This window comes from Pontibacter roseus DSM 17521 (assembly GCF_000373265.1).
Classification (GTDB): Bacteria; Bacteroidota; Bacteroidia; order Cytophagales; family Hymenobacteraceae; genus Pontibacter; species Pontibacter roseus.
The window spans coordinates 633,099-652,368 of the sequence record NZ_KB890762.1 but is presented as its reverse complement, the minus strand read 5'-3'; the positions used below and the strand labels follow the sequence as shown (position 1 = coordinate 652,368).

Below are 19,270 nucleotides of genomic sequence, written 5' to 3'. Positions count from 1 at the left end.
TGTTTCTGACGTATTGTTAGAACAGTTGATTCCCGGTTTTGCGACTACGACACTTCTTATACCTTCTTTTGGCCTTTATCCTGCTGTCTGCGCCGTCGGTCTGGGCACAGGATGGCTTTGTGTTGCGCGGCCGGGTGCTGGATGCAGGCACAGGTGAGCCCTTGGCCGGAGCCTCTGTCAGCCTGAAAGAGCGGCCTTCGGTAGGATCCGTTTCAGAACCCGATGGGCGCTACAGTATGGTCGCTCCGCCGGGAAGCTATACCTTGTTGGTGCGGTACATTGGCTATGAGGAGCAAGAACTCACCTTATTGCTTTTCCGGAACGAGACACAGGACCTGCGGCTGAAGCCGGTCAGTTATAGTACCAACGAAGTGGAGGTAATCGGCACGCGGCTCAAGCCCATCACCCAGACAGCCGTCATGGGGGAATTGGATATCCCGATGGAGTCTGTCAAAACACTGCCTGTGCTGTTTGGGGAGACGGATATCATGAAAACCGTGCAGCTGCTGCCGGGTGTGCAGTCGGGTGGTGAAGGAAACACGGGTTTTTACGTACGCGGCGGCGGGGCGGACCAGAACCTCGTGCAGCTCGACCAGGCAGTGGTATACAATCCTGGGCATTTATTCAACTTCTTCTCCGTCTTCAACAGCGACGCCATTAGCAATGCTACGCTTATCAAAGGCAACATGCCGGCCAGGTATGGCGGTAGGCTTTCTTCAGTGCTGGACGTGGAGATGCGCGAAGGCAGCCCAGACAGCCTGCAGGCCGAAGGCGGAATCGGCCTCATAGCCTCCCGCCTGAGCGTGCAGGGGCCTTTGGTGAAGGACAAGGCCGCTTTCATTTTCTCCGCCCGCCGCACTTATGTGGATGTTTTGTTCAGTCCTTTGTTGCGCAACACGGAGCAAGGTGGCGTACCGTATTATTTCTATGACTTCAACGGCAAGCTCTCCTATACCTTGTCGCCCAAGGACCGGCTATACCTGAGCGGCTACTACGGCAAGGATGTTGGTTCGCTCAAGCTCTCCTCTGGCAAGTTTGTGGCGGATTTCCAATGGGGCAACGCCGCCGCCACGGCCCGCTGGAACCACCGCTTCTCTGATGGGCATCAGGTAGATGTCTCTGGCATCCTGAGCGACTACGCCTTCAACTTTGATTGGGACTTCGGCGACATCACCACCACCGTGGAGACGGGCGTGCGGGACTATAGCCTGAGAGCAGATTTCGTCTATACCCCTTCGGTGCGGCATCAGCTGGAATACGGACTGCACTATACCCACCATACCCTGCGCCCGCGCACCGGCAGCGCCGAAACGGCCGAGGGCGATGTGTTCTCGACGGACCGCATCCTCTCCAAATCGGCGCACCAGGCTGCGCTATACCTGTCTGATGACTGGAACGTAACCGACCGGCTCCTGCTGAGCCTGGGGCTGCGGGGCAGTTATTTCGTGCAGATGGGGCCGTTCACTTTTTATGAATTCGATGATAATCAACGGGCCACAGACTCGGTGGTGTATGCGGCGGGTGAGCGCGTGAAGGACTTTATGGCCTTCGAGCCTCGTGTATCGGTGCGCTATACCTTGAGTGCCTCCTCCTCTGTGAAAGCCAGCTATACCCGTTCGGCGCAGTACCTGCACCTGGTCTCCAATGCCTATACTACTTTGCCATTGGATGTGTGGGTGCCGAGCTCGGCCATCGTGGAGCCGCAGCGGGCCACCCAATATGCAGCCGGATATTTCCAAAGCTTCCGCCAGAACATGTACGAAGGCTCGGTGGAGCTTTACTACAAGACCATGGAAAATCAGCTGGAGTACCGCGAGGGATTTGTGGCAGGCCCCTCTAACCGAGACCTAGAGTATGAATTTGTGCAGGGCAGCGGCGAGTCCTATGGGGTGGAACTTTTCCTGCGCAAAAACTACGGCGATTTGCAAGGGTGGTTCGGCTATACCTTATCCTGGACCGACCGCACCTTCGCTGGCATTAACCAGAGCCGCGCCTTCCCCGCCCGCTTTGACCGGCGGCACGACGTCTCGCTGGTGGGCACTTTTAAGCTGAACCCGCGCTGGACCTTTGGCGGGAGTTTTGTGTACGGCACCGGACAAGCCACCACCATGCCCGAGCGGCGCTACCTCATTGAAGGAACGGTGAATTACCAGTATGGCGACCGCAACAGTTTCCGTATGCAGCCTTTCCACCGGCTCGATTTGTCGGCCACTTTAGATGGAAAATCCTATGGCAGGCTACAGTCGAGCTGGACCTTCGCTATTTACAACGTCTACGGCCGTCGCAACCCCTTCCTGTACTACATCGACAGCGAAGGACCGCCTTACAGCACAGATACCTCGGTACAGGCCAAAAAAGTCTCGCTTATACCTTTCCCACTGCCGTCTGTCACGTTCAATTTCAAATGGTGATGCTTATGCGTTTGATAAATATTCTGTTGTTGCTCCTGCTCTTTTCTCTCGCTTCCTGCGAAGAGAACCTAACGCTGGATATACCTGAAGGACAGGAGCAACTGGTGGTGGAGGGGCACATAGAGCAAGGGGCACCGCCGGTGGTGGTGCTCACGCGCAGCCTGCCCGTGTTCGAAGGCTTTTCGCCTGCCGATACCGAAGCAGGTTTTGTGCATGGGGCGCAGGTGGTGGTGTCGAGCGGAGGCCGCAGCTATACCTTAGAGGAAATCCCTGCCGCAGCCTTCTGGTCGGAACTCCGCCGCGTGGTGTCGGAGCAGTATGGCATACCGGAGGACCAACTCACCAACGGCAGTGGCTTTATCTTCTATGTCTATACATCTAGGGAGTTGTTAGGCGAGGTGGGTAAGAGTTACCAGCTGCGCATCAGCCACGAAGGGCGGGTGCTGTCTGCCTCTACCACCATTCCGCAGCTGAACCCGCTGGATGCGCTCTTCCTGCAGCCGCACCCCGACCCAGACCAGGACAGCCTGTTCACCCTCTTCTACCGCTACCGCGACCCCGACACACTGGGTAACAGCGTGCGCTACTTCACCAAACGCAACAGCGAGCCCTTCTACCCCGGTTATTTCGCCTCCGTTTTCAATGATGAACTCATTAATGGTGTGCAGGCGCTTTCGTACCCACTCGACCGTGGCGAACCTCGCGGACAGGACCCAGACCTGGACACCTACAGCTACTTCGGTAAAGGGGATACGGTGGTGGTGCGCTGGGCGGCCCTCGACCTCGACCACTACCGCTTCTGGTATACCCTGGAGAATGAACGGAACAACAACGGCAGCCCCATTGGCTCTCCCAACACCACCCGTTCCAACATACAGGGCGGTATGGGTGTATGGGGTGGCTATGGCGTCACCTACCACCAGATTATCATAGAGTAAGGCTAGTTTTTGCTGAGGAGTCGCGCTACGTACTTGCCGATGATGTCGAATTCCAAGTTGACGGTGGAGCCGGGCTTTACCTGGTGCAGGTTGGTATGCTCGTAGGTATAGGGGATGATGGCCACTGAAAAACGGTCCTCTTGGGAGTTGACCACCGTCAGGCTGATGCCATTGACGGTGATGGAGCCTTTCTCCACAGTCACATTACCTAAGGAAGGGTCGTAGCGGAAAGTGAATACCCAACTTCCGTTCTCATCTGTCACCGACTCGCAAACAGCCACCTGGTCCACATGGCCCTGCACGATATGGCCGTCGAAGCGGCCATTGGCGCTCATGCAGCGCTCCAGGTTGACTTTGTCTCCTACCTGTAGTGCGTTGAGGTTTGTTTTTTGGAGCGTCTCGTCAATGGCAGTCACGGTATAGGTTTCGCCGGCAATGTCCACCACCGTCAGGCAGATGCCGTTATGCGCCACACTTTGGTCTACTTGCAGTTCCTGCGTGAAAGGCGCCGAAACGGTGAAGTGTTTGTTCGTTCCCTCTGCCTTAATGGACTGTACCTGGCCCATGGCCTCTATTATACCTGTGAACATCGTTTTTTCTGGTTATTGGAGCTGCAAAATTAGCCATGATTTGGTTTAAAACCGCTGACGGCCCCGCCTTTATGTCACATGCACACGTTATAAAAGCAAACCAGATGAGGTAATTATGGCCCGGGTTGCTTATTTTCGCATGATTCAATTACCATATTTCCTCTACGGCGGAAGGTGGTGCACGAGGAGTCAGCCAAGGGGCCGGTTCACCCTTATTTTGTTAACGTACTGAAACAAACGGAAATGCAAACAGATTTGTACAAGCACAAAGGTATGCGTCGCGCGTTGGTCAGCCAGCTCAGGCAAAAAGGCATCCGGGACGAGCGGGTGCTGGCGGCTATCGAAACCGTGCCGCGTCACTTTTTCTTCGAGAAGGCGTTCCTGGAGCAGGCCTATCAGGATAAAGCGTTTCCGATTGGCGAAGGACAGACCATATCCCAACCCTACACGGTCGCTTTCCAGACGGAACTGCTGAAACTCAAGCCTACCGACAAGGTGCTGGAAATCGGGACCGGCTCCGGCTACCAGTGTTGCGTGCTCTTACAAATCACTCCCCACGTCTATACCATCGAATACAAAAAGACGCTTTACGAAAAGGCGGTTAAGTTCTTCAGGACCTATGGCCTATTCCCCCATACCTTCCATGGAGACGGCTCCCTGGGCCTGCCGGCCCATGCGCCCTACGACAAAATCATCGTGACGGCAGGAGCGCCAGGCGTGCCCACCGCTCTAGTGAAGCAGCTCAACACAGGGGGTGTCCTGGTGATTCCGGTAGGAGGCGAATCAAGCCAGAAGATGCTGCGCATCACCCGAACCGGCGAAAACGAGTTCACCAAGGAGGAGTTCTCTGACTTTAAGTTCGTGCCGCTCCTAGGCAAGTCGGGCTGGGAGGCGGAGCGTTTTTAGCAAACTCCATTATCCCCCTATACCTGCATCCAAGGTCAGATGAATTTGCACCTGACGCGAAAGTATATTTTACGCATTGCCCTTTGAGGACTATATTTGTACCACTAAAAAAGCCTATACCGAATGCGTAAACAGAAAAAAGTAAGCGAATCATACGTTATCATGACCGAACTGGTGTTACCCAACGACACCAATACCCTGCACAACCTGATGGGGGGAAAAATGATGCATTGGATGGATATCGTGTCGGCCATTGCCGCGCAAAAGCACTCCAACCGCATCGTGGTGACGGCATCGGTAGACAACGTTTCGTTTGCTGAAAGCATAAAACTGGGCAATGTCGTGACGCTCGAGGCCAAAGTGACGCGCGCCTTCAGTTCCTCCATGGAGGTACACATCGTGGTGTATGCCGAGGACATTCCGAGTGGCAAGAAAGTGAAGTCTAACCAAGCCTTCTTCACGTTTGTAGCGGTAGACCAATCCGGTAAAGCGATTGACGTACCAGAGGCCGTGCCGGAGACGGAAGAGGAAATGAAGCTGTATGAAGGTGCCCTGCGCCGCCGCCAGTTGCGTCTGGTGCTTGCCGGCCGCATGAAGCCAAGCGAAGCCAATGAGCTGAAGTCCATTTTCGATTTGAAGGAAGAGCAGCAACAGAATCCATAACAAAGCTACATGGCACCACTCTCGACAGAACATCCGAACGCAGCCTTTTACAAGAACTTCCTCACCGAGACACTATACCTGGTGCAGGAGGAAATGCCCGCTCCTGCCCTGCCGGTAGCGGAGCAATCTGTGCTCGCCCCTGTCGCTGAGTCTGCTCCTGCGCTTCCTATAGCCGAAGCGCCTGTTAAACCTCCCGTCACGCCACCCGCTGCTCCGGTTCCCGCTATACCGAAGCTTCCAAAAGTGGAGTCGGTTGAGGTGCCGAAGAGTTTTGAGGTGATTGGTGAGAACCGGAAAGGACTTGTCGTGTTGGTGACACTTCCAGCCAATGAATTCCAGACCTTGCCCCAGTCAGAGTTCCTGCAGCGAATACTGGCCGCCATCGGTTTTGGTCCCGCCGATGTAGCCTTCGTGAACAACGTCTCGGGAACAATAACCCGATTCGAGGCACTCTCCGAAGCCACTCTGACCAGACACATCATCAGCTTTGCCAGCCGACTCGATACTGACTTGCCGCACGAGAAGTTCACGCTGTACAACCCGGTGCTCCTGGACGATGTTCCCGTCGTGTTCTCCCAGTCACTGGCCGTGCTGGATGGCGACCAGGAGCAAAAGAAACTTCTTTGGAACGCACTACAGCGGGTTTTCAAAAAATAAAAGCGAAACAGCTATAAACAAGAAGGCCCCTCTAATTTAGAGGGGCCTTCTTGTTTATAGCTGTTCATTAATCTACGGTAGCAGGGAGGCCAGTTTGTTCTCCAGTTCCTCGCCTCTCAGGCCTTTGGCGATAATCTTGCCCTCCTTGTCAAGTAGGATGGTCTGCGGGATGGCATCTACCTGATACAGCTGCGCCGCCTGGCTTTCCCATCCTTTTAGGTCTGATACCTGGGGCCAGGTCAGCTTGTCATCCGCAATCGCTTTCAGCCATTTCTCGCGTGACTGGTCCAGCGACACGCCAAATATCTCGAAGCCTTTGTCCTTATACCGGTTGTACATTTTTACCACGTTCGGGTTCTCTTTGCGGCACGGACCGCACCAGCTTGCCCAGAAGTCGATGAGCACATACTTGCCACGCAGCGATGACAGTGCTATACTGCCGCCTTCTGGTGTGGCCAATGAGAAATCCGGTGCCACTGAGCCGACTGCCGTACTGCGCAGGCTCTCCAATCGCTTGTTCAACAAAGCGGTATACCTGGAATCGGGCAATTTCTCGGAATACAGGGTAGCCATGCTGTCAGCAAAGCTGAAGTCGGTCGTCGGGTTGATGAGGTTGAGCGTGCCGAATGTCGATACGATGGAACTAGGATGCTGCGCCAGAAAGTTCTTCAGCTCCTTCTGCATCGCCAGGTATTGTTGCCTATACCCTTCTGCTTCCTCGGTCTTGCCCTCTGACATGGCCTGGTTGAATTGCTGGCTCAGTTCCGCCTCTTTTTGCCGCGACTCCGTCACCATCTTGTTTAGCTGCTGGAACAGCTCAGAATCCTGAGACCCTTCAATTTTGGCTGTCCCGTTCAAATCGCTGGCATCCGCCTCCACTTTGATGGTGCTGTTGTCGAGCACCAGCATCAAACCATTCTGTTGGTCAAGTCCCACCCGGTAGAAAGTGGGCTCCTTCACCTCTCCTTCAAAGGTGAAGGTACCGTCCTGGCTGATGACGGCTGTGTCGCGGGCTACAAACTGCTGTTCCCCCAATTCATACAGGTATATCTGTCCGGCTGAGGCATTCTGCAGTTTCCCTTGGATGGTGTAGGCGCTTCCGCCATTAGAAGCTGACTTATTCCCCTGGCAACTGCCCAACAGTGCAATGGCCAACGGCAGTATAGCAAATTTTCTTAGGTTCATATCACTTCAGATTTGATGACTTGACAAAGGGCTGTTTTACAATCGACTTTATAATTCAAGGTTTAGGCTTTATACTATCTATTCCTGAATGAAAATATAATTGATTCAGAGCTTTGTCTTATAATTTAAGCATTCAGGCTCTCTTGAAGCAACTTGTTTGCCACTTTCGGGTCTGCCTTGCCTTTTGTCTTTTTCATTATCTCACCCATGAACATACCGATGAGAGATTGCTTCCCAGCTTTGTATTCTTCTACCTTCTGCGGATTGGCAGCCAATACCTCGGCCACTATACCTTGCAGTGAGTCAGAATCCGACTCTTGCAACAGATTCTGCTCTTCGGCCACCTGGTGCGCCGCCAGTCCGGGGTTCTCGAGCATGTAGGGGAAAATCTTCTTGGCGGCCACCGAATGGCTCACCTTGTTCTCGTCCACGAGTGCGATAATTTCCGCAATGCTGTGTGGCTGCAGCGGGAAATCCTTGATGTGCAGCTGAAGCTCGTTCAAGTAAGATTTCACCGGACCCATCACCCAGTTGGATGCGCCTTTGTAATTGCTGGTATACTTGCAGAGTTCCTCAAAGTATAAGGCAATCTCCTTGGAGTCGGTCAGAACGCCTGCATCGTATTCTGATAAGCCGAACTGCTCGGTGAAGCGTTTGTACAGTTCCTGCGGCAGGCTCGGCATGGTGGCCTTGATGCGCTCCAGCCACTCTTGTTCGATGACCAATGGCGGCAGGTCCGGCTCCGGGAAGTAACGGTAGTCGTTCAGCGTCTCTTTGGAACGCATCGCTGTGGTCGTTCCCGTGTTAGCGTCGAAGTTACGTGTCTCAGAGTCTACCTGGCCCCCGTTCTCCAGTACCATAATCTGACGCTCGATTTCATGCTCAATGGCGCGCTGCACGTTGCGGAAGGAGTTCATGTTCTTCACTTCGACCTTGGTACCCCAAAGCGGCGAGTCCTTCAGCATCACCGAAATGTTGGCGTCACATCGCAGCGAGCCTTCTTCCATGTTGCCGTCGCAAATCTCGAGGTAACGCACCAAGCGGCGGATTTCGGTCAGGTAATTATAGGCTTCCTCTGAATCGCGTATATCCGGCTCAGAAACAATCTCAATCAGCGGCACACCGGCACGGTTCAGGTCAATAAGCGTTTCCGTCTCACCGGGCAAGTGCATGGATTTGCCGGCATCCTCCTCCATGTGAATGCGCGTGATACCGATGCGTTTGTCGTTGCCGGCCGCGTCTTTCACGTCCAGGTAGCCAGCCGTACAAACAGGTGTCTTGTCCTGCGTGATTTGGTAACCTTTCGGAAGGTCGGGGTAAAAATAGTTTTTGCGTGCGTAGAGGTTATAGCGCCTGATGTCGCAGTTGGTGGCCAGGCCCATCTTCACGGCCATCTCTACTACCCGCTTGTTGATGCGCGGCAAGGTGCCCGGGTGGCCCAATGTTATCACGCTCAGGTTGGTGTTGGGCATCACGCCGTATTCAGTTGAGTCAGACGAGTAGGCCTTACTCTCCGTCAGCAGCTGCGCGTGCACTTCCAGGCCGATAATCGCCTGGTATTTGTCTCTTATCTCTTTGTTCATTATCTGATTTTGAAGGTGCGCTATACCTGTTTCGTAAGTTTCCTGTCTACAGGTATAGCGCTGCTATCGTTTAAGCATTCATCAATGTCGTTACAAGTTCCTGGGCTTTGGCAGGTATAGCATGTAGTCCGGCTGTTTCTTTACCGCCTGCCGTGGCATAAAAGGGCTGTCCGCCGCCTCCGCCTTTGATTTCTTTAGCTAGTTCGCGCACCATTTGACTGGCGTTCAATTTGCGTTCAGTTACCAGGTTGTCTGATAGCATCACCGCAATTTGTGGCTTGCCATCAATTTCTGCGGCCAGCACCAGCACCAGGTTTTCGACTGCCTGACGCATATCGAATGCCAGTTTCTTCAAATAATCCGCAGTGGACACATCCACCTTTTCTGCCACGAAGTTAACCCCGTCAATCGACTGCGCTTTCTGCACCAGGCTTTCCTTCAGGCTAGTCAACTGCTTCAGTTCGAATTGCTCTAGTTGCTTTTGCAGGGCTTTGTTGTCTTCCTGCAGTTTTTGTACGGCACCTGAAATGTTGCTATGTGTACCCAGCACGTCGCGCACGGCGTTCAGCTCGTTCAACTGCTGCTGCATGTATTCTTCTGCCGAGCTCGCCGTGGTAGCCTCGATTCGACGCACACCTGCTGCTACAGAACTTTCAGACAGAATCTTGAAGTAGCCAATCTCGCCGGTGTTAAACACGTGCGTACCACCGCAAAGCTCTACCGAATGGTCGCGGTCGAAAGCAATAACACGAACAAACTCGCCATATTTCTCACCGAATAGCGCCATCGCGCCCATTTCTTTTGCCTGGGCAATCGGCACATTGCGCTGCTCCTCCAAAGGTATAGCCTGACGCACACGCTGGTTCACAATGGTCTCTACTTCGCGCAGCTGCTCGTCGGTTACTTTAGCGAAGTGAGAGAAGTCAAAACGGAGCACTTTCTCGTTCACCAAAGAGCCTTTCTGCTGCACGTGCTCACCTAAAACTTTACGTAAAGCGGCGTGTAGTAAGTGTGTAGCCGAGTGGTTCTTACGAATCAGGTTGCGGCGCTCGAAATCCACTTCACTTCTAAATGCAGCCTCTATATTCTGAGGCATTTTTGATGTGATGTGCAGAATCAGGTCGTTCTCCTTTTTGGTGTCCAGCACCTCGATTTGCTCGGAATCAGAAATCAAGTAACCGGTATCGCCTACCTGTCCGCCGCTCTCGGCATAGAACGGCGTACGGTCCAGCACCAGGTGGTACTCGCTCTTGTTTTTGGTCTTAACCTGACGGTAACGCACAATGTGCGAATCGGCCACGTCATGCTCATAACCTAAGAACTCCGTCTCCACATCTGGCTGAATGATGACCCAGTCACTTTGCTCTGAAGCCGAAGCGTTGCGTGAGCGGTTCTTCTGCTGCTCCATCTCCACCCCGAAACCAGTCTCGTCCACTTTCAGGCCTTTTTCACGGGCTATCAGGGCAGTCAGGTCGAGTGGGAAACCGAAGGTATCGTATAGTTCGAAGGCGGTTTTGCCGTCGATGATGTTGTTATTTTCTTTGAATTTAACTTCCAGAGCATCAAGACGCTTTAGTCCGTTCTCCAGCGTACGCAGGAATGCATTTTCCTCTTCCTCAATCACGCGTTGCACAAAGCTTAGCTGTGCCTTCAGTTCCGGGAATACGGTTTCCATCTGGTCGGCGAGCACGGCTGCCAGTTTGTAGAGGAAAGGCTTTTTGAAGTCCAGGAAGGTGAAGCTATACCTGACGGCACGGCGCAGGATACGACGAATCACATAGCCCGCTTTGTTGTTTGACGGCAGCTGTCCGTCAGAAATCGCAAAGGCAATAGCACGGATGTGGTCAGCCATTACACGAATGGCAATGTCTACTTGCTCGTTCTCGCCATAAACCACACCGGCTTCTTTGGCGATGAACTGAATCAGCGGCTGAAATACATCCGTGTCGTAGTTGGAGCGCTTACCCTGGATGGCCATGCACAAACGCTCGAAGCCCATACCTGTATCCACGTGCTGCGCAGGCAGTTTTACCAGCGAGCCATCGGCCAAGCGGTTGAACTCCATGAATACGTTGTTCCAGATTTCCACTACCTGCGGATGGTCAGCGTTCACGAGTGTCTTGCCGTCTACCTGCGCACGCTCTTCGTCGGTACGCAAGTCCACGTGTATCTCCGAGCACGGACCACACGGGCCCGTATCGCCCATTTCCCAGAAGTTGTCCTTCTTGTTGCCCATCAAAATGCGTTCTTCCGCAATCATAGACTTCCAGATGTCAAACGCTTCCTGGTCCATCGGCAGATTCTCAGAATTATCTCCCTGAAAAACTGATACATACAGCCTGTCTTTCGGCAGTTGGTATACCTCCGTCAACAACTCCCATGACCAGGCCAAAGCTTCTTTCTTGAAGTAATCACCGAATGACCAGTTGCCCAACATCTCGAACATGGTGTGGTGGTAGGTGTCGTAGCCTACTTCCTCCAAGTCGTTGTGCTTTCCCGAAACGCGCAGACACTTCTGCGTGTCGGCGATACGCTTGGACGGAGCCGGTTTGTTGCCAAGGAAATAATCTTTGAAGGGCGCCATACCTGAGTTGATAAACATCAGGGTGGGGTCATCTTTTACCACAAGGGGGGCCGACGGCACAATCTGGTGCTGCCGTTGCGCGAAGAAGTCAAGAAACTTTTGTCTAATCTCAGCTGAGTTCATCTATGAGTATTAAGCCTTTAGATACTATCTGCTATACTTGTTGTTTAATAACAAAAAATATAGAATTTTTGCCTTACAGAAACAGCCTCTACAGGTTATGCTTCATGGGCCTGCAATAAGGCAAAAGTAGCATATTTTAGCCGTATTTCTTGCGCTATACCTGAAAATTCGTGCTGTGGCTGCCATCCCCTGAAACCGACATTATGCCTTATAAAGAAAAAGAAATCGAGAAACAGTACTACACGATAGGTGAAGTAGCTGCCATTTTTGACGTTGCCCCCTCCCTCATCCGCTTTTGGGAAACAGAGTTTGAGCAACTAAAGCCAAAGAAAAGCAAGAAAGGCAACCGCCAGTACACTCCCAAGGACATCGAGGATTTACGTTCAGTCTACCACCTGGTAAAGGAGCGCGGCTTCACCATTCAGGGCGCCAGGGAGGTGCTCAAGAACAAATCGGTACAGACGAAAGACAAAATCGAAATCATCAACTCACTGGAGAAAGTGCGCTCTTTCCTGGTCGGGATAAAGGAACAGCTGAACACCAAAAGCTAAGCCTGCGTACCTTGGTGCATGTCTGAAGAAGCTCAGTTCGAAGTAGCCCTTTCCTTTCTGCCTTATGTCGGCCCACAGCTGACAAAGGTGCTGGTGAGTTATTGTGGCTCAGCCAAGGCCATTTTTGTTACCCCTGCCGCCAAGCTGGTCAAGATTCCAGGTATAGGCGAACGGGTGGCCAACAGCATCCGCGACAATGCCCGGCAGGCGCTGCTAGAGGCCGACCAGGTGCTCAAGCAGGCGGAGGCGAAAGAGGTGCAGTTGCTGTTCTATACCTCTCCAAAATACCCGAACCGGCTCAAGCAATTGCCGGACGCTCCCCCGCTGCTCTATTACCGCGGCAATGCCGATTTGAACCACCGCCGCATCATCAGCATGGTGGGGACACGCAAACCTTCTTCTTATGGAATGTCTGTGACGGAACGGATTGTCGAAGATTTAAAGCCCCTCAACGTGATGATTGTGAGCGGCCTCGCGTACGGTATTGACATCCTGGCGCACCGGGCAGCTCTTCAAGCTGGCCTGCCGACGATTGGCGTAATGGCCTCTGGGCCAGACATCATCTACCCGGGTGTACATAAGAAGTATGCGGAGAAAATGCTGGAGCAGGGCGGCGTGCTGACGGAGAATACATTCGGCACCAAACCCGACGCACCCCGCTTTCCAGCCCGAAACCGCATCATCGCCGGCATGTCGGATTGTACCATCGTAGTGGAGGCGGCTTTCAAGAGCGGCACCCTCATCACCGCCGATATTGCCCACAGCTATGACAAAGAAGTGATGGCCGTGCCGGGCAATATAAACTCCCCCGTGTCGGAAGGCACGAACCACCTCATCAAATCGAATAAAGCCGCCGTCTATACCTGCTCGCAGGATTTGGTGGAACTCCTGAACTGGGACGTGGAGGACAGCCTGGCGGCGAAGCGGGCCGCAGCCATACCTGTTCTCAATCCAAAAGACTTCACTCCGGAAGAGATGCAGGTGCTGCAGGTGCTCATTCAGGCTGGTGAAGAGCACATGGACAACCTCAGCTGGAAAGCTCAGGTACCGGTGAGTCAGTTGGCCTCCGTGCTGCTCGCGTTGGAATTTAAAGGAATGGTCAAGGCTATTCCTGGTAAACGCTTTGCCCTCATACGATAACCAACCCTCCTAGCTCCTGCCATGCAAGTGATTTACAACAGCACCCCAATGCCAGAAGAGGACGTCCGACTGTCGCTTTCCAACCGGGCCTTCCAATACAATGATGGGTTTTTTGAGACCATTATGATGGAAGGCGGTAGATTGCGGTTCTGGCTAGACCACCAGGAACGGATGCGGGAGGCGGAGCTGGCATTGCACCTGGAGTTGCCGGATTGTTTCTGGGATGGTACTCTGGAGCAGCAACTGCTGGAATTGACACAGCAGAATGAGGTCTCGCTAGGGCGCCTGAAGCTTCAGGTATGGCGGGCTGGTTCCGGCCTTTACACCCCTCAGACAAACCAGGTAGAGTGGTTAGCGACGGTGCAACAGGCAGCACCTGCTCCGGAGGAACCGATTCATATAGGGGTATGCCAATCAGTGCGAAGCATTCACTCAGCTCTCTCCCATGTCAAAGGTCCACAGGCCCCTCTTTATGTGTTGGCAGGTATAGAAAAGCAACAGAAGCAGCAGGACGACATGCTGCTGCTCAGCCTACAGGGCTATGTATCTGAGTTGATTTCATCCAATATTTATTGGGTAAAGGAGAACGTTCTCTACACACCCACACTGGACACAGGCTGCGTAAATGGCGTTTCCCGACGGAACATACTGCGCTACTGCCTGGAGCAGCACATGGAGGTGCGGGAGTTGCAGTGTGCAGTCGGGCAGCTGGCAGAGGCAGAAGCGGTTTTTGCTTCTAATGTAGCCGGCCTTCGCGCTATCGCTTCCATAGATGCTGTCCCCCTGCCAACACAACACCCGCTCATCTCCCAAATCAGGAAGGCGCTATACCTATAGAAATAATCTTGTCCGGCCTATACCGAGCAGAAGTTAGGAAAAAGCCATAAGATAGTTTAAGCAATAGGCTTAGCGGAGCCACATACGGCTAACCTATATATTGTAATCCGGTACTTGAACGCCCTGGAGGGTGGGACGCTCGTCAAAGTCCTGCAATAGGTGGTTAATTTCCTCTTGCGATAGCTTCCCCGTTGCCAGTTCATACACCTTGCCCTTCAGAATCTGCACCCAACTGCGCCTGCCCAGTAGGTTGAGTAGGCTCCTGAGTTCAGCCATTTCACGGTCCAGCGTGGCATCGGATATGACTTTGCCTAGGCTCGACTCTCGTAATCTTTGGCAGAGCTCATCCAGTTTGTTCCCTAGTACTTCCCGCTGCAAGGGTTTGATTCTGTCCTGTGGCAAATAACTGCTGCCGGTGAAAAAGTTATTCTCATCGAGAAATTCAACACCGTCAGTTGAAATCTGCGCATACACGGTGTCTTCCACCGTCAATGTTTTAACCAAGCCATCCTCTTCCAGCGTTCTTGCAATCTCACGGCACTCAATGGGATTGCATCTGATGCCACTGCTGGCAAACACTTCCCCTACTTCGTAGAGTTTTCCATTGTACTTGTGCTCGTACAGGGCCAGGAGCAAATACCTTATCTTCATCGACAATTCCATATCAACCTCCTCTTTATGCTATTGATTTGCCCCCGTTTCTATAACACAACACGATTAATTCGGGTTTTTCTCTAGACAGAATATACAAACAATGTTGGTGAACCGAACCAGAAGACGGGCAAAGAATCGATTGGAATTGGTAGGTGTTTTGTTAATTTGTCCCGGTTCCAGAACTGGATTGCATCGTGGCCTCGTAGTAGGTCTATAAGCCTTTCTTATTATGGGAAGCTCCCGGTACAGGAGTGTTAAACTTACCGCTATGGAAAAAAGGATACGCGTAGGATTGTTAGGTTTCGGGATGGCTGGCAGGGTGTTTCACGCGCCCTTCATTTCCATCCTTCCCGCATTGGAACTGAAGAAAATAAGGGCAAATCGGCAGGAGAGCGTGGCCCTGGCGAAAGCAGCTTACCCCACTGCAGAGGTGGTGCAAGACGATGCGGCTATACTGGATGATGAAGGAATCGACTTGGTCATTGTGGCCACCACGAATGCCACGCATTACAGTCTGGCCAAGCAAGCGCTTTTGGCTGGCAAGCACGTGGTGGTGGAGAAACCTTTCACAGTGACCTCCGACGAGGCGACTGAACTCATCGCCCTGGCCAAGCACCAGCATAAGGTGCTCACGGTATACCAGAACAGGCGTTGGGACAGCGACTTCAAAACAGTACGCAAGGTGCTGGAAAGCAACCTTCTGGGCACTCTGGTGGAGTATGAAGCACATTTTGACAGGTTTCGGAATAAACTGTCTCCTGACACTTGGAAAGAGGAGAATGTTCCGGGCACCAGCCTGCTCTACGACTTGGGTTCCCATCTGATAGACCAGGCGCTATACCTGTTCGGGATGCCGGAAGAAGTTACTGCCGACCTGCGCATACAGCGCCCGGAGGGTAAAATCGTGGACAGCTTTGACGTGACACTGCACTACCGAAGTGGGCTCAAGGCCATTCTGAAAGCAGGTATGCTGGTCAAGCAGCCAGGTCCCCGATTCATATTGTCGGGTGACAAAGGTTCTTTTGTGAAGTATGGACTGGACGTGCAGGAGGTGGCCCTGAAAAGAGGACTCTCGCCGGCCACTACGTCCGAGTGGGGAGTGGAACCTACGGAGCTTTGGGGGCAGGTGGACACGGAACTGCACGGGATGCGGCTATCAGGCAAGATAGAAAGTGAAACGGGTGATTACCGCGGTTTCTATGAGAACGTCAGCCAGGCTATTCTGGGGAATGAAGAACTGGTAGTGAAGCCGGAACAGGCTAGGAATACCATCCGCATCATTGAGCTAGCCATGCAGAGCAGCGCCGAAAAACGCACTCTACCCTATCATGGATGAAATGGTAAGATTTCTCCCTTTCCATCTTGCAGCTACTTAGAATCCATTTCTAAATACAGAAAGAGGATACCGTTTCCCCAGTATCCCCTTTCCTTCTATACCGCGACCGGTGCTTTTATGGCAGGATGCGAAATGTAGTTTTCTAATTTGAAGTCCTCGAATTTGAAGTCGAAGATGTCTCTTATGTCCGGGTTAATCCTGATGGTAGGCAACGGATAGGTATGGCGGGTAAGCTGCAGTTTGGCCTGCTCCAAGTGGTTCAGGTATAGGTGGGTGTCGCCGCCGGTCCAGATGAACTCACCAGGTTCCAGGTCGGTGACCTGCGCCATCATGAGCACCAGAAGGGCGTAGGAGGCAATATTGAACGGCACTCCCAGGAACACATCGGCGGAGCGCTGGTACAGTTGGCAGGAAAGCTTCCCTTCCGCCACATAGAACTGGAAAAAGGCGTGGCAAGGCGGAAGCTTCATGTTCTCTATCTCCGCTACGTTCCAGGCGCTTACAATTATTCTGCGGGAGTCCGGGTTGCGTTTCAGTTGCTGTACCACCTGCGAAATCTGGTCGATGTGGCGGCCGTCTGGTGTTGGCCAGTTGCGCCACTGCGAGCCATACACAGGACCCAAATCACCGTTCTCATCGGCCCATTCATCCCAGATTGTCACCCCGTTCTCCTTCAGGTATGCGATGTTGGTGTCTCCTTTCAGAAACCACAGCAACTCGTGTATGATGGAGCGCAGGTGTGCCTTCTTGGTGGTCACCAACGGAAAGCCATCCGCCAGGTTGAATCTCATTTGGTAGCCGAAAACACTCAATGTGCCTGTTCCTGTCCTGTCTTCCTTCTTCACCCCTTTGTCCAGGATGTGCTGCATCAAGTCTAGATATTGTTTCATGGCTACTAAGTATGTTGTGTGTGATTCGGAAGCTTAAATATAGGGGAAATATCAGAATTTATAAATGGATTTGGAGGAGCCTAACAGCAAATAAAGCGTAGTGATTTAATTCACTGCACCTTAGCCCATACCAACTAAATTCATCTGAGTTGCAGTATTATTATTGTATATTTCAACTCGATTTTAGAAGATAACGAATAACAGAGTCTATAGCAGAAAAGAGCAATGGAGATTCCTTTACTATCAGACGTCGTTATCATCTTAGGTCTTGCTGTGGTGGTTATACTGCTCTTTCAGCGCATCAAACTGCCTACTATTCTGGGCTTCCTGGTGACGGGCGTGATAGCGGGCCCACATGGTCTGAGCCTTGTGGCGGATGCGCATAACATCGAGATTCTTGCCGAGATAGGAATCATTCTGCTTCTCTTCATCATCGGAATTGAGTTTTCGCTCCGCAGACTGGCACTCATCAAACGAACCGTACTGTTGGGGGGGGCTACACAGGTGGTCCTTACCATACTGCTGGTGGGCCTGTTCCTGATGATGTTCGAGTTCAGTGCCGGTGAGGCTTTTTTTGTAGGTTTCCTGGTTGCCCTGAGCAGCACGGCCATTGTGCTCAAACTCCTGCAGGATAAAGGGGAAATCAGTAGTCCGCATGGCAAGGTGGTGCTAGGCATTCTCATTTTCCAGGATATCGTGGTGGTGCCGATGATGCTGGTAGCCCCGTTGATGGCAGGTGGGTCGGATAATGTAGCTTTGAAGCTGCTGCTGATGCTGCTCAAAGGCATTTTTGTGATTGTGTTCGTTCTGATTAGTGCCCGCTACCTGGTGCCCAGGCTCCTATATTTGGTGGCCAGCACCAGAAGCAAGGAGCTTTTCATCCTGAGTATCGTCGTTATCTGTTTTGCGGTGGCCTGGCTCACGCAGAGTCTGGGCTTGTCTCTGGCCTTGGGTGCCTTTATGGCAGGTCTGATTATCTCAGATTCGGAGTACAGCTACCAAGCCACTAGCAACATACTTCCCTTTCGCGAAATATTCACCAGTTTCTTCTTCGTTTCCATCGGCATGCTACTCGACTTTGAGTTCATGCTGCAGCATTTCCTGCTGGTCGCTGTGTTGGCTGTTTGCACCTTCCTGCTCAAGAGCCTGGTAGCCACCATCGCTGCCCGCATACTGCAGTACCCGCTGCGCACCTCGCTGCTGGTAGGGTTGTCGCTGTTTCAGGTGGGTGAGTTCGCCTTTATCTTGTCCAAAACAGGTATAAGCAGTGGGCTCCTGAGCAAAGAGGTATACCAGTTTTTCCTGTCGGTCTCCCTTCTGACTATGGCCATCACCCCCTTTGTGATAGGCAATTTCCACGTTATTGCCAATTTTATCGGTGCTAAGGTGCTGCGTATCCGAAATTCTCACACAAACGAACCTGTTGAAGGGGCGCCGACAGACGAGCTAATTCACCTGGAGGACCATATCATTATCATTGGATATGGTATTAATGGGCGAAATGTGGCCAAAGCGGCACGGCACGCTAACATACCGTATGTGATTGTGGAGTTGAATCCTGTTATGGTGCGAGAGGAGCGCCTGCGAGGAGAAGCCATCCTGTACGGCGATGCGGTGCATGGTGTGATTTTGTCGCACGTCAACATTCACAAGGCACGTGTGGTGGTTGTTGCGATTTCAGATGCTGAGGCCACCAAACGTGTAACAACCGCCATCCGGGAGCTAAATGACAAAGTGCACATCATCGTGCGTACCCGTTTTGTGCAGGAGATGGAGGAGAACTTCAAAACAGGAGCCGACGAAGTGATTCCAGAGGAATTTGAGACGTCCGTTGAGATTTTTACCCGCGTGCTCAACAGGTACCTGTTGCCTCGTGACGAGATAGAAGCCTTCACCAACAGCATCCGGGCAGACAACTACGATATGCTGCGGAGCCTCACGAATGCGAAGCGCCCTTCCATAGGTATAGGAACTGAACTGCCGGATATTGAGGTAGCCAGCCTGCGCATCTTTACCAAAGATGATTCGCTGGTAGGCAAAACACTTATCGAATCCGATATAAGGAGTCGGTTTGGCGTAACGCTGGTAGCCATCAAGCGCGATGGCGCTACGCTGCTGGAAATCAATGGGCGCACCACGCTGGAAAGAGGCGATGTGGTGTATGTGGTTGGTAGACCAAAAGACGTCACGCTTTTCAACAGTTTTCTACGCGCCGACTAGAC

General features: G+C 52.5%; 16 protein-coding genes. 10 read left to right on the top strand and 6 right to left on the bottom strand.

Annotation, left to right across the window (positions count from 1 at the left end):
* Window positions 1-68: 68 nt before the first annotated feature.
* Together B051_RS0109400 and B051_RS0109395 are read left to right on the top strand one after the other, a co-directional pair.
* On the top strand, window positions 69-2,411 hold the full coding sequence (locus B051_RS0109400) for a TonB-dependent receptor (RefSeq protein ID WP_018477947.1): 2,343 nt from the start codon (window positions 69-71) through the stop codon (window positions 2,409-2,411).
* Window positions 2,412-2,416: 5 nt separating this feature from the next.
* A complete protein-coding gene (locus tag B051_RS0109395; RefSeq protein WP_157578718.1) occupies window positions 2,417-3,349 on the top strand; it encodes a DUF4249 family protein in 933 nt (310 codons plus the stop codon).
* Between the two features lie 2 nt (window positions 3,350-3,351).
* On the opposite strand, the gene B051_RS0109390 is transcribed toward B051_RS0109395, so the two are convergent.
* The gene (locus B051_RS0109390; RefSeq protein WP_018477945.1) at window positions 3,352-3,939 is read right to left on the bottom strand and encodes a riboflavin synthase; all 588 of its coding nucleotides are present in this window, start codon (window positions 3,937-3,939) and stop codon (window positions 3,352-3,354) included.
* Between the two features lie 243 nt (window positions 3,940-4,182).
* On the opposite strand from B051_RS0109390, the gene B051_RS0109385 reads away from it, so the two are divergent.
* From B051_RS0109385 to B051_RS0109375, 3 genes are all read left to right on the top strand, one after another.
* A complete protein-coding gene (locus B051_RS0109385; protein WP_026236300.1) occupies window positions 4,183-4,845 on the top strand; it encodes a protein-L-isoaspartate(D-aspartate) O-methyltransferase in 663 nt (220 codons plus the stop codon).
* A gap of 123 nt (window positions 4,846-4,968) precedes the next feature.
* A complete protein-coding gene (locus B051_RS0109380; RefSeq protein ID WP_018477943.1) occupies window positions 4,969-5,508 on the top strand; it encodes an acyl-CoA thioesterase in 540 nt (179 codons plus the stop codon).
* 9 nt (window positions 5,509-5,517) lie between these two features.
* The gene (locus B051_RS0109375; RefSeq protein ID WP_018477942.1) at window positions 5,518-6,165 is read left to right on the top strand and encodes a hypothetical protein; all 648 of its coding nucleotides are present in this window, start codon (window positions 5,518-5,520) and stop codon (window positions 6,163-6,165) included.
* A gap of 72 nt (window positions 6,166-6,237) precedes the next feature.
* Here the strand turns inward: B051_RS0109375 and B051_RS0109370 are convergent, their stop codons facing one another.
* The 3 genes from B051_RS0109370 to alaS all read right to left on the bottom strand — a co-directional run bounded on the left by B051_RS0109370 (window position 6,238) and on the right by alaS (window position 11,640).
* Window positions 6,238-7,350 (bottom strand): TlpA disulfide reductase family protein, encoded by a 1,113-nt coding sequence (locus tag B051_RS0109370; protein ID WP_018477941.1) that lies wholly within the window; start codon window positions 7,348-7,350, stop codon window positions 6,238-6,240.
* Window positions 7,351-7,475: 125 nt separating this feature from the next.
* Window positions 7,476-8,933, bottom strand: coding sequence for an Asp-tRNA(Asn)/Glu-tRNA(Gln) amidotransferase subunit GatB (gene gatB / locus B051_RS0109365; RefSeq protein ID WP_018477940.1), 1,458 nt, complete (start codon window positions 8,931-8,933; stop codon window positions 7,476-7,478).
* Between the two features lie 70 nt (window positions 8,934-9,003).
* Window positions 9,004-11,640 (bottom strand): alanine--tRNA ligase, encoded by a 2,637-nt coding sequence (gene alaS / locus B051_RS0109360; RefSeq protein WP_018477939.1) that lies wholly within the window; start codon window positions 11,638-11,640, stop codon window positions 9,004-9,006.
* Between the two features lie 203 nt (window positions 11,641-11,843).
* Between alaS and B051_RS0109355 the strand changes: the two genes are divergently transcribed.
* From B051_RS0109355 to B051_RS21125, 3 genes are read left to right on the top strand one after another with little or no spacing between them, the layout of a single operon-like run.
* Window positions 11,844-12,191, top strand: coding sequence for a MerR family transcriptional regulator (locus B051_RS0109355; RefSeq protein WP_026236298.1), 348 nt, complete (start codon window positions 11,844-11,846; stop codon window positions 12,189-12,191).
* An 18-nt stretch (window positions 12,192-12,209) separates the two neighbouring features.
* Complete coding sequence (dprA, locus tag B051_RS0109350; RefSeq protein ID WP_018477937.1) at window positions 12,210-13,331, top strand: DNA-processing protein DprA; 1,122 nt, start codon at window positions 12,210-12,212, stop codon at window positions 13,329-13,331.
* 21 nt (window positions 13,332-13,352) lie between these two features.
* Window positions 13,353-14,168, top strand: coding sequence for an aminotransferase class IV (locus tag B051_RS21125; RefSeq protein WP_018477936.1), 816 nt, complete (start codon window positions 13,353-13,355; stop codon window positions 14,166-14,168).
* A 93-nt stretch (window positions 14,169-14,261) separates the two neighbouring features.
* Here B051_RS21125 and B051_RS0109340 read toward each other — a convergent pair whose 3' ends face one another.
* Window positions 14,262-14,819, bottom strand: coding sequence for a hypothetical protein (locus B051_RS0109340; protein ID WP_157578716.1), 558 nt, complete (start codon window positions 14,817-14,819; stop codon window positions 14,262-14,264).
* 271 nt (window positions 14,820-15,090) lie between these two features.
* Between B051_RS0109340 and B051_RS0109335 the strand changes: the two genes are divergently transcribed.
* Window positions 15,091-16,158, top strand: coding sequence for a Gfo/Idh/MocA family oxidoreductase (locus tag B051_RS0109335; RefSeq protein WP_026236297.1), 1,068 nt, complete (start codon window positions 15,091-15,093; stop codon window positions 16,156-16,158).
* Window positions 16,159-16,253: 95 nt separating this feature from the next.
* Here B051_RS0109335 and B051_RS0109330 read toward each other — a convergent pair whose 3' ends face one another.
* Window positions 16,254-17,048 (bottom strand): thymidylate synthase, encoded by a 795-nt coding sequence (locus B051_RS0109330; protein WP_018477933.1) that lies wholly within the window; start codon window positions 17,046-17,048, stop codon window positions 16,254-16,256.
* Between the two features lie 225 nt (window positions 17,049-17,273).
* Here B051_RS0109330 and B051_RS0109325 point away from each other — a divergent pair, with 225 nt between their 5' ends.
* Window positions 17,274-19,268, top strand: coding sequence for a cation:proton antiporter domain-containing protein (locus B051_RS0109325; protein WP_018477932.1), 1,995 nt, complete (start codon window positions 17,274-17,276; stop codon window positions 19,266-19,268).
* The last annotated feature ends 2 nt before the right edge of the window (window positions 19,269-19,270 follow it).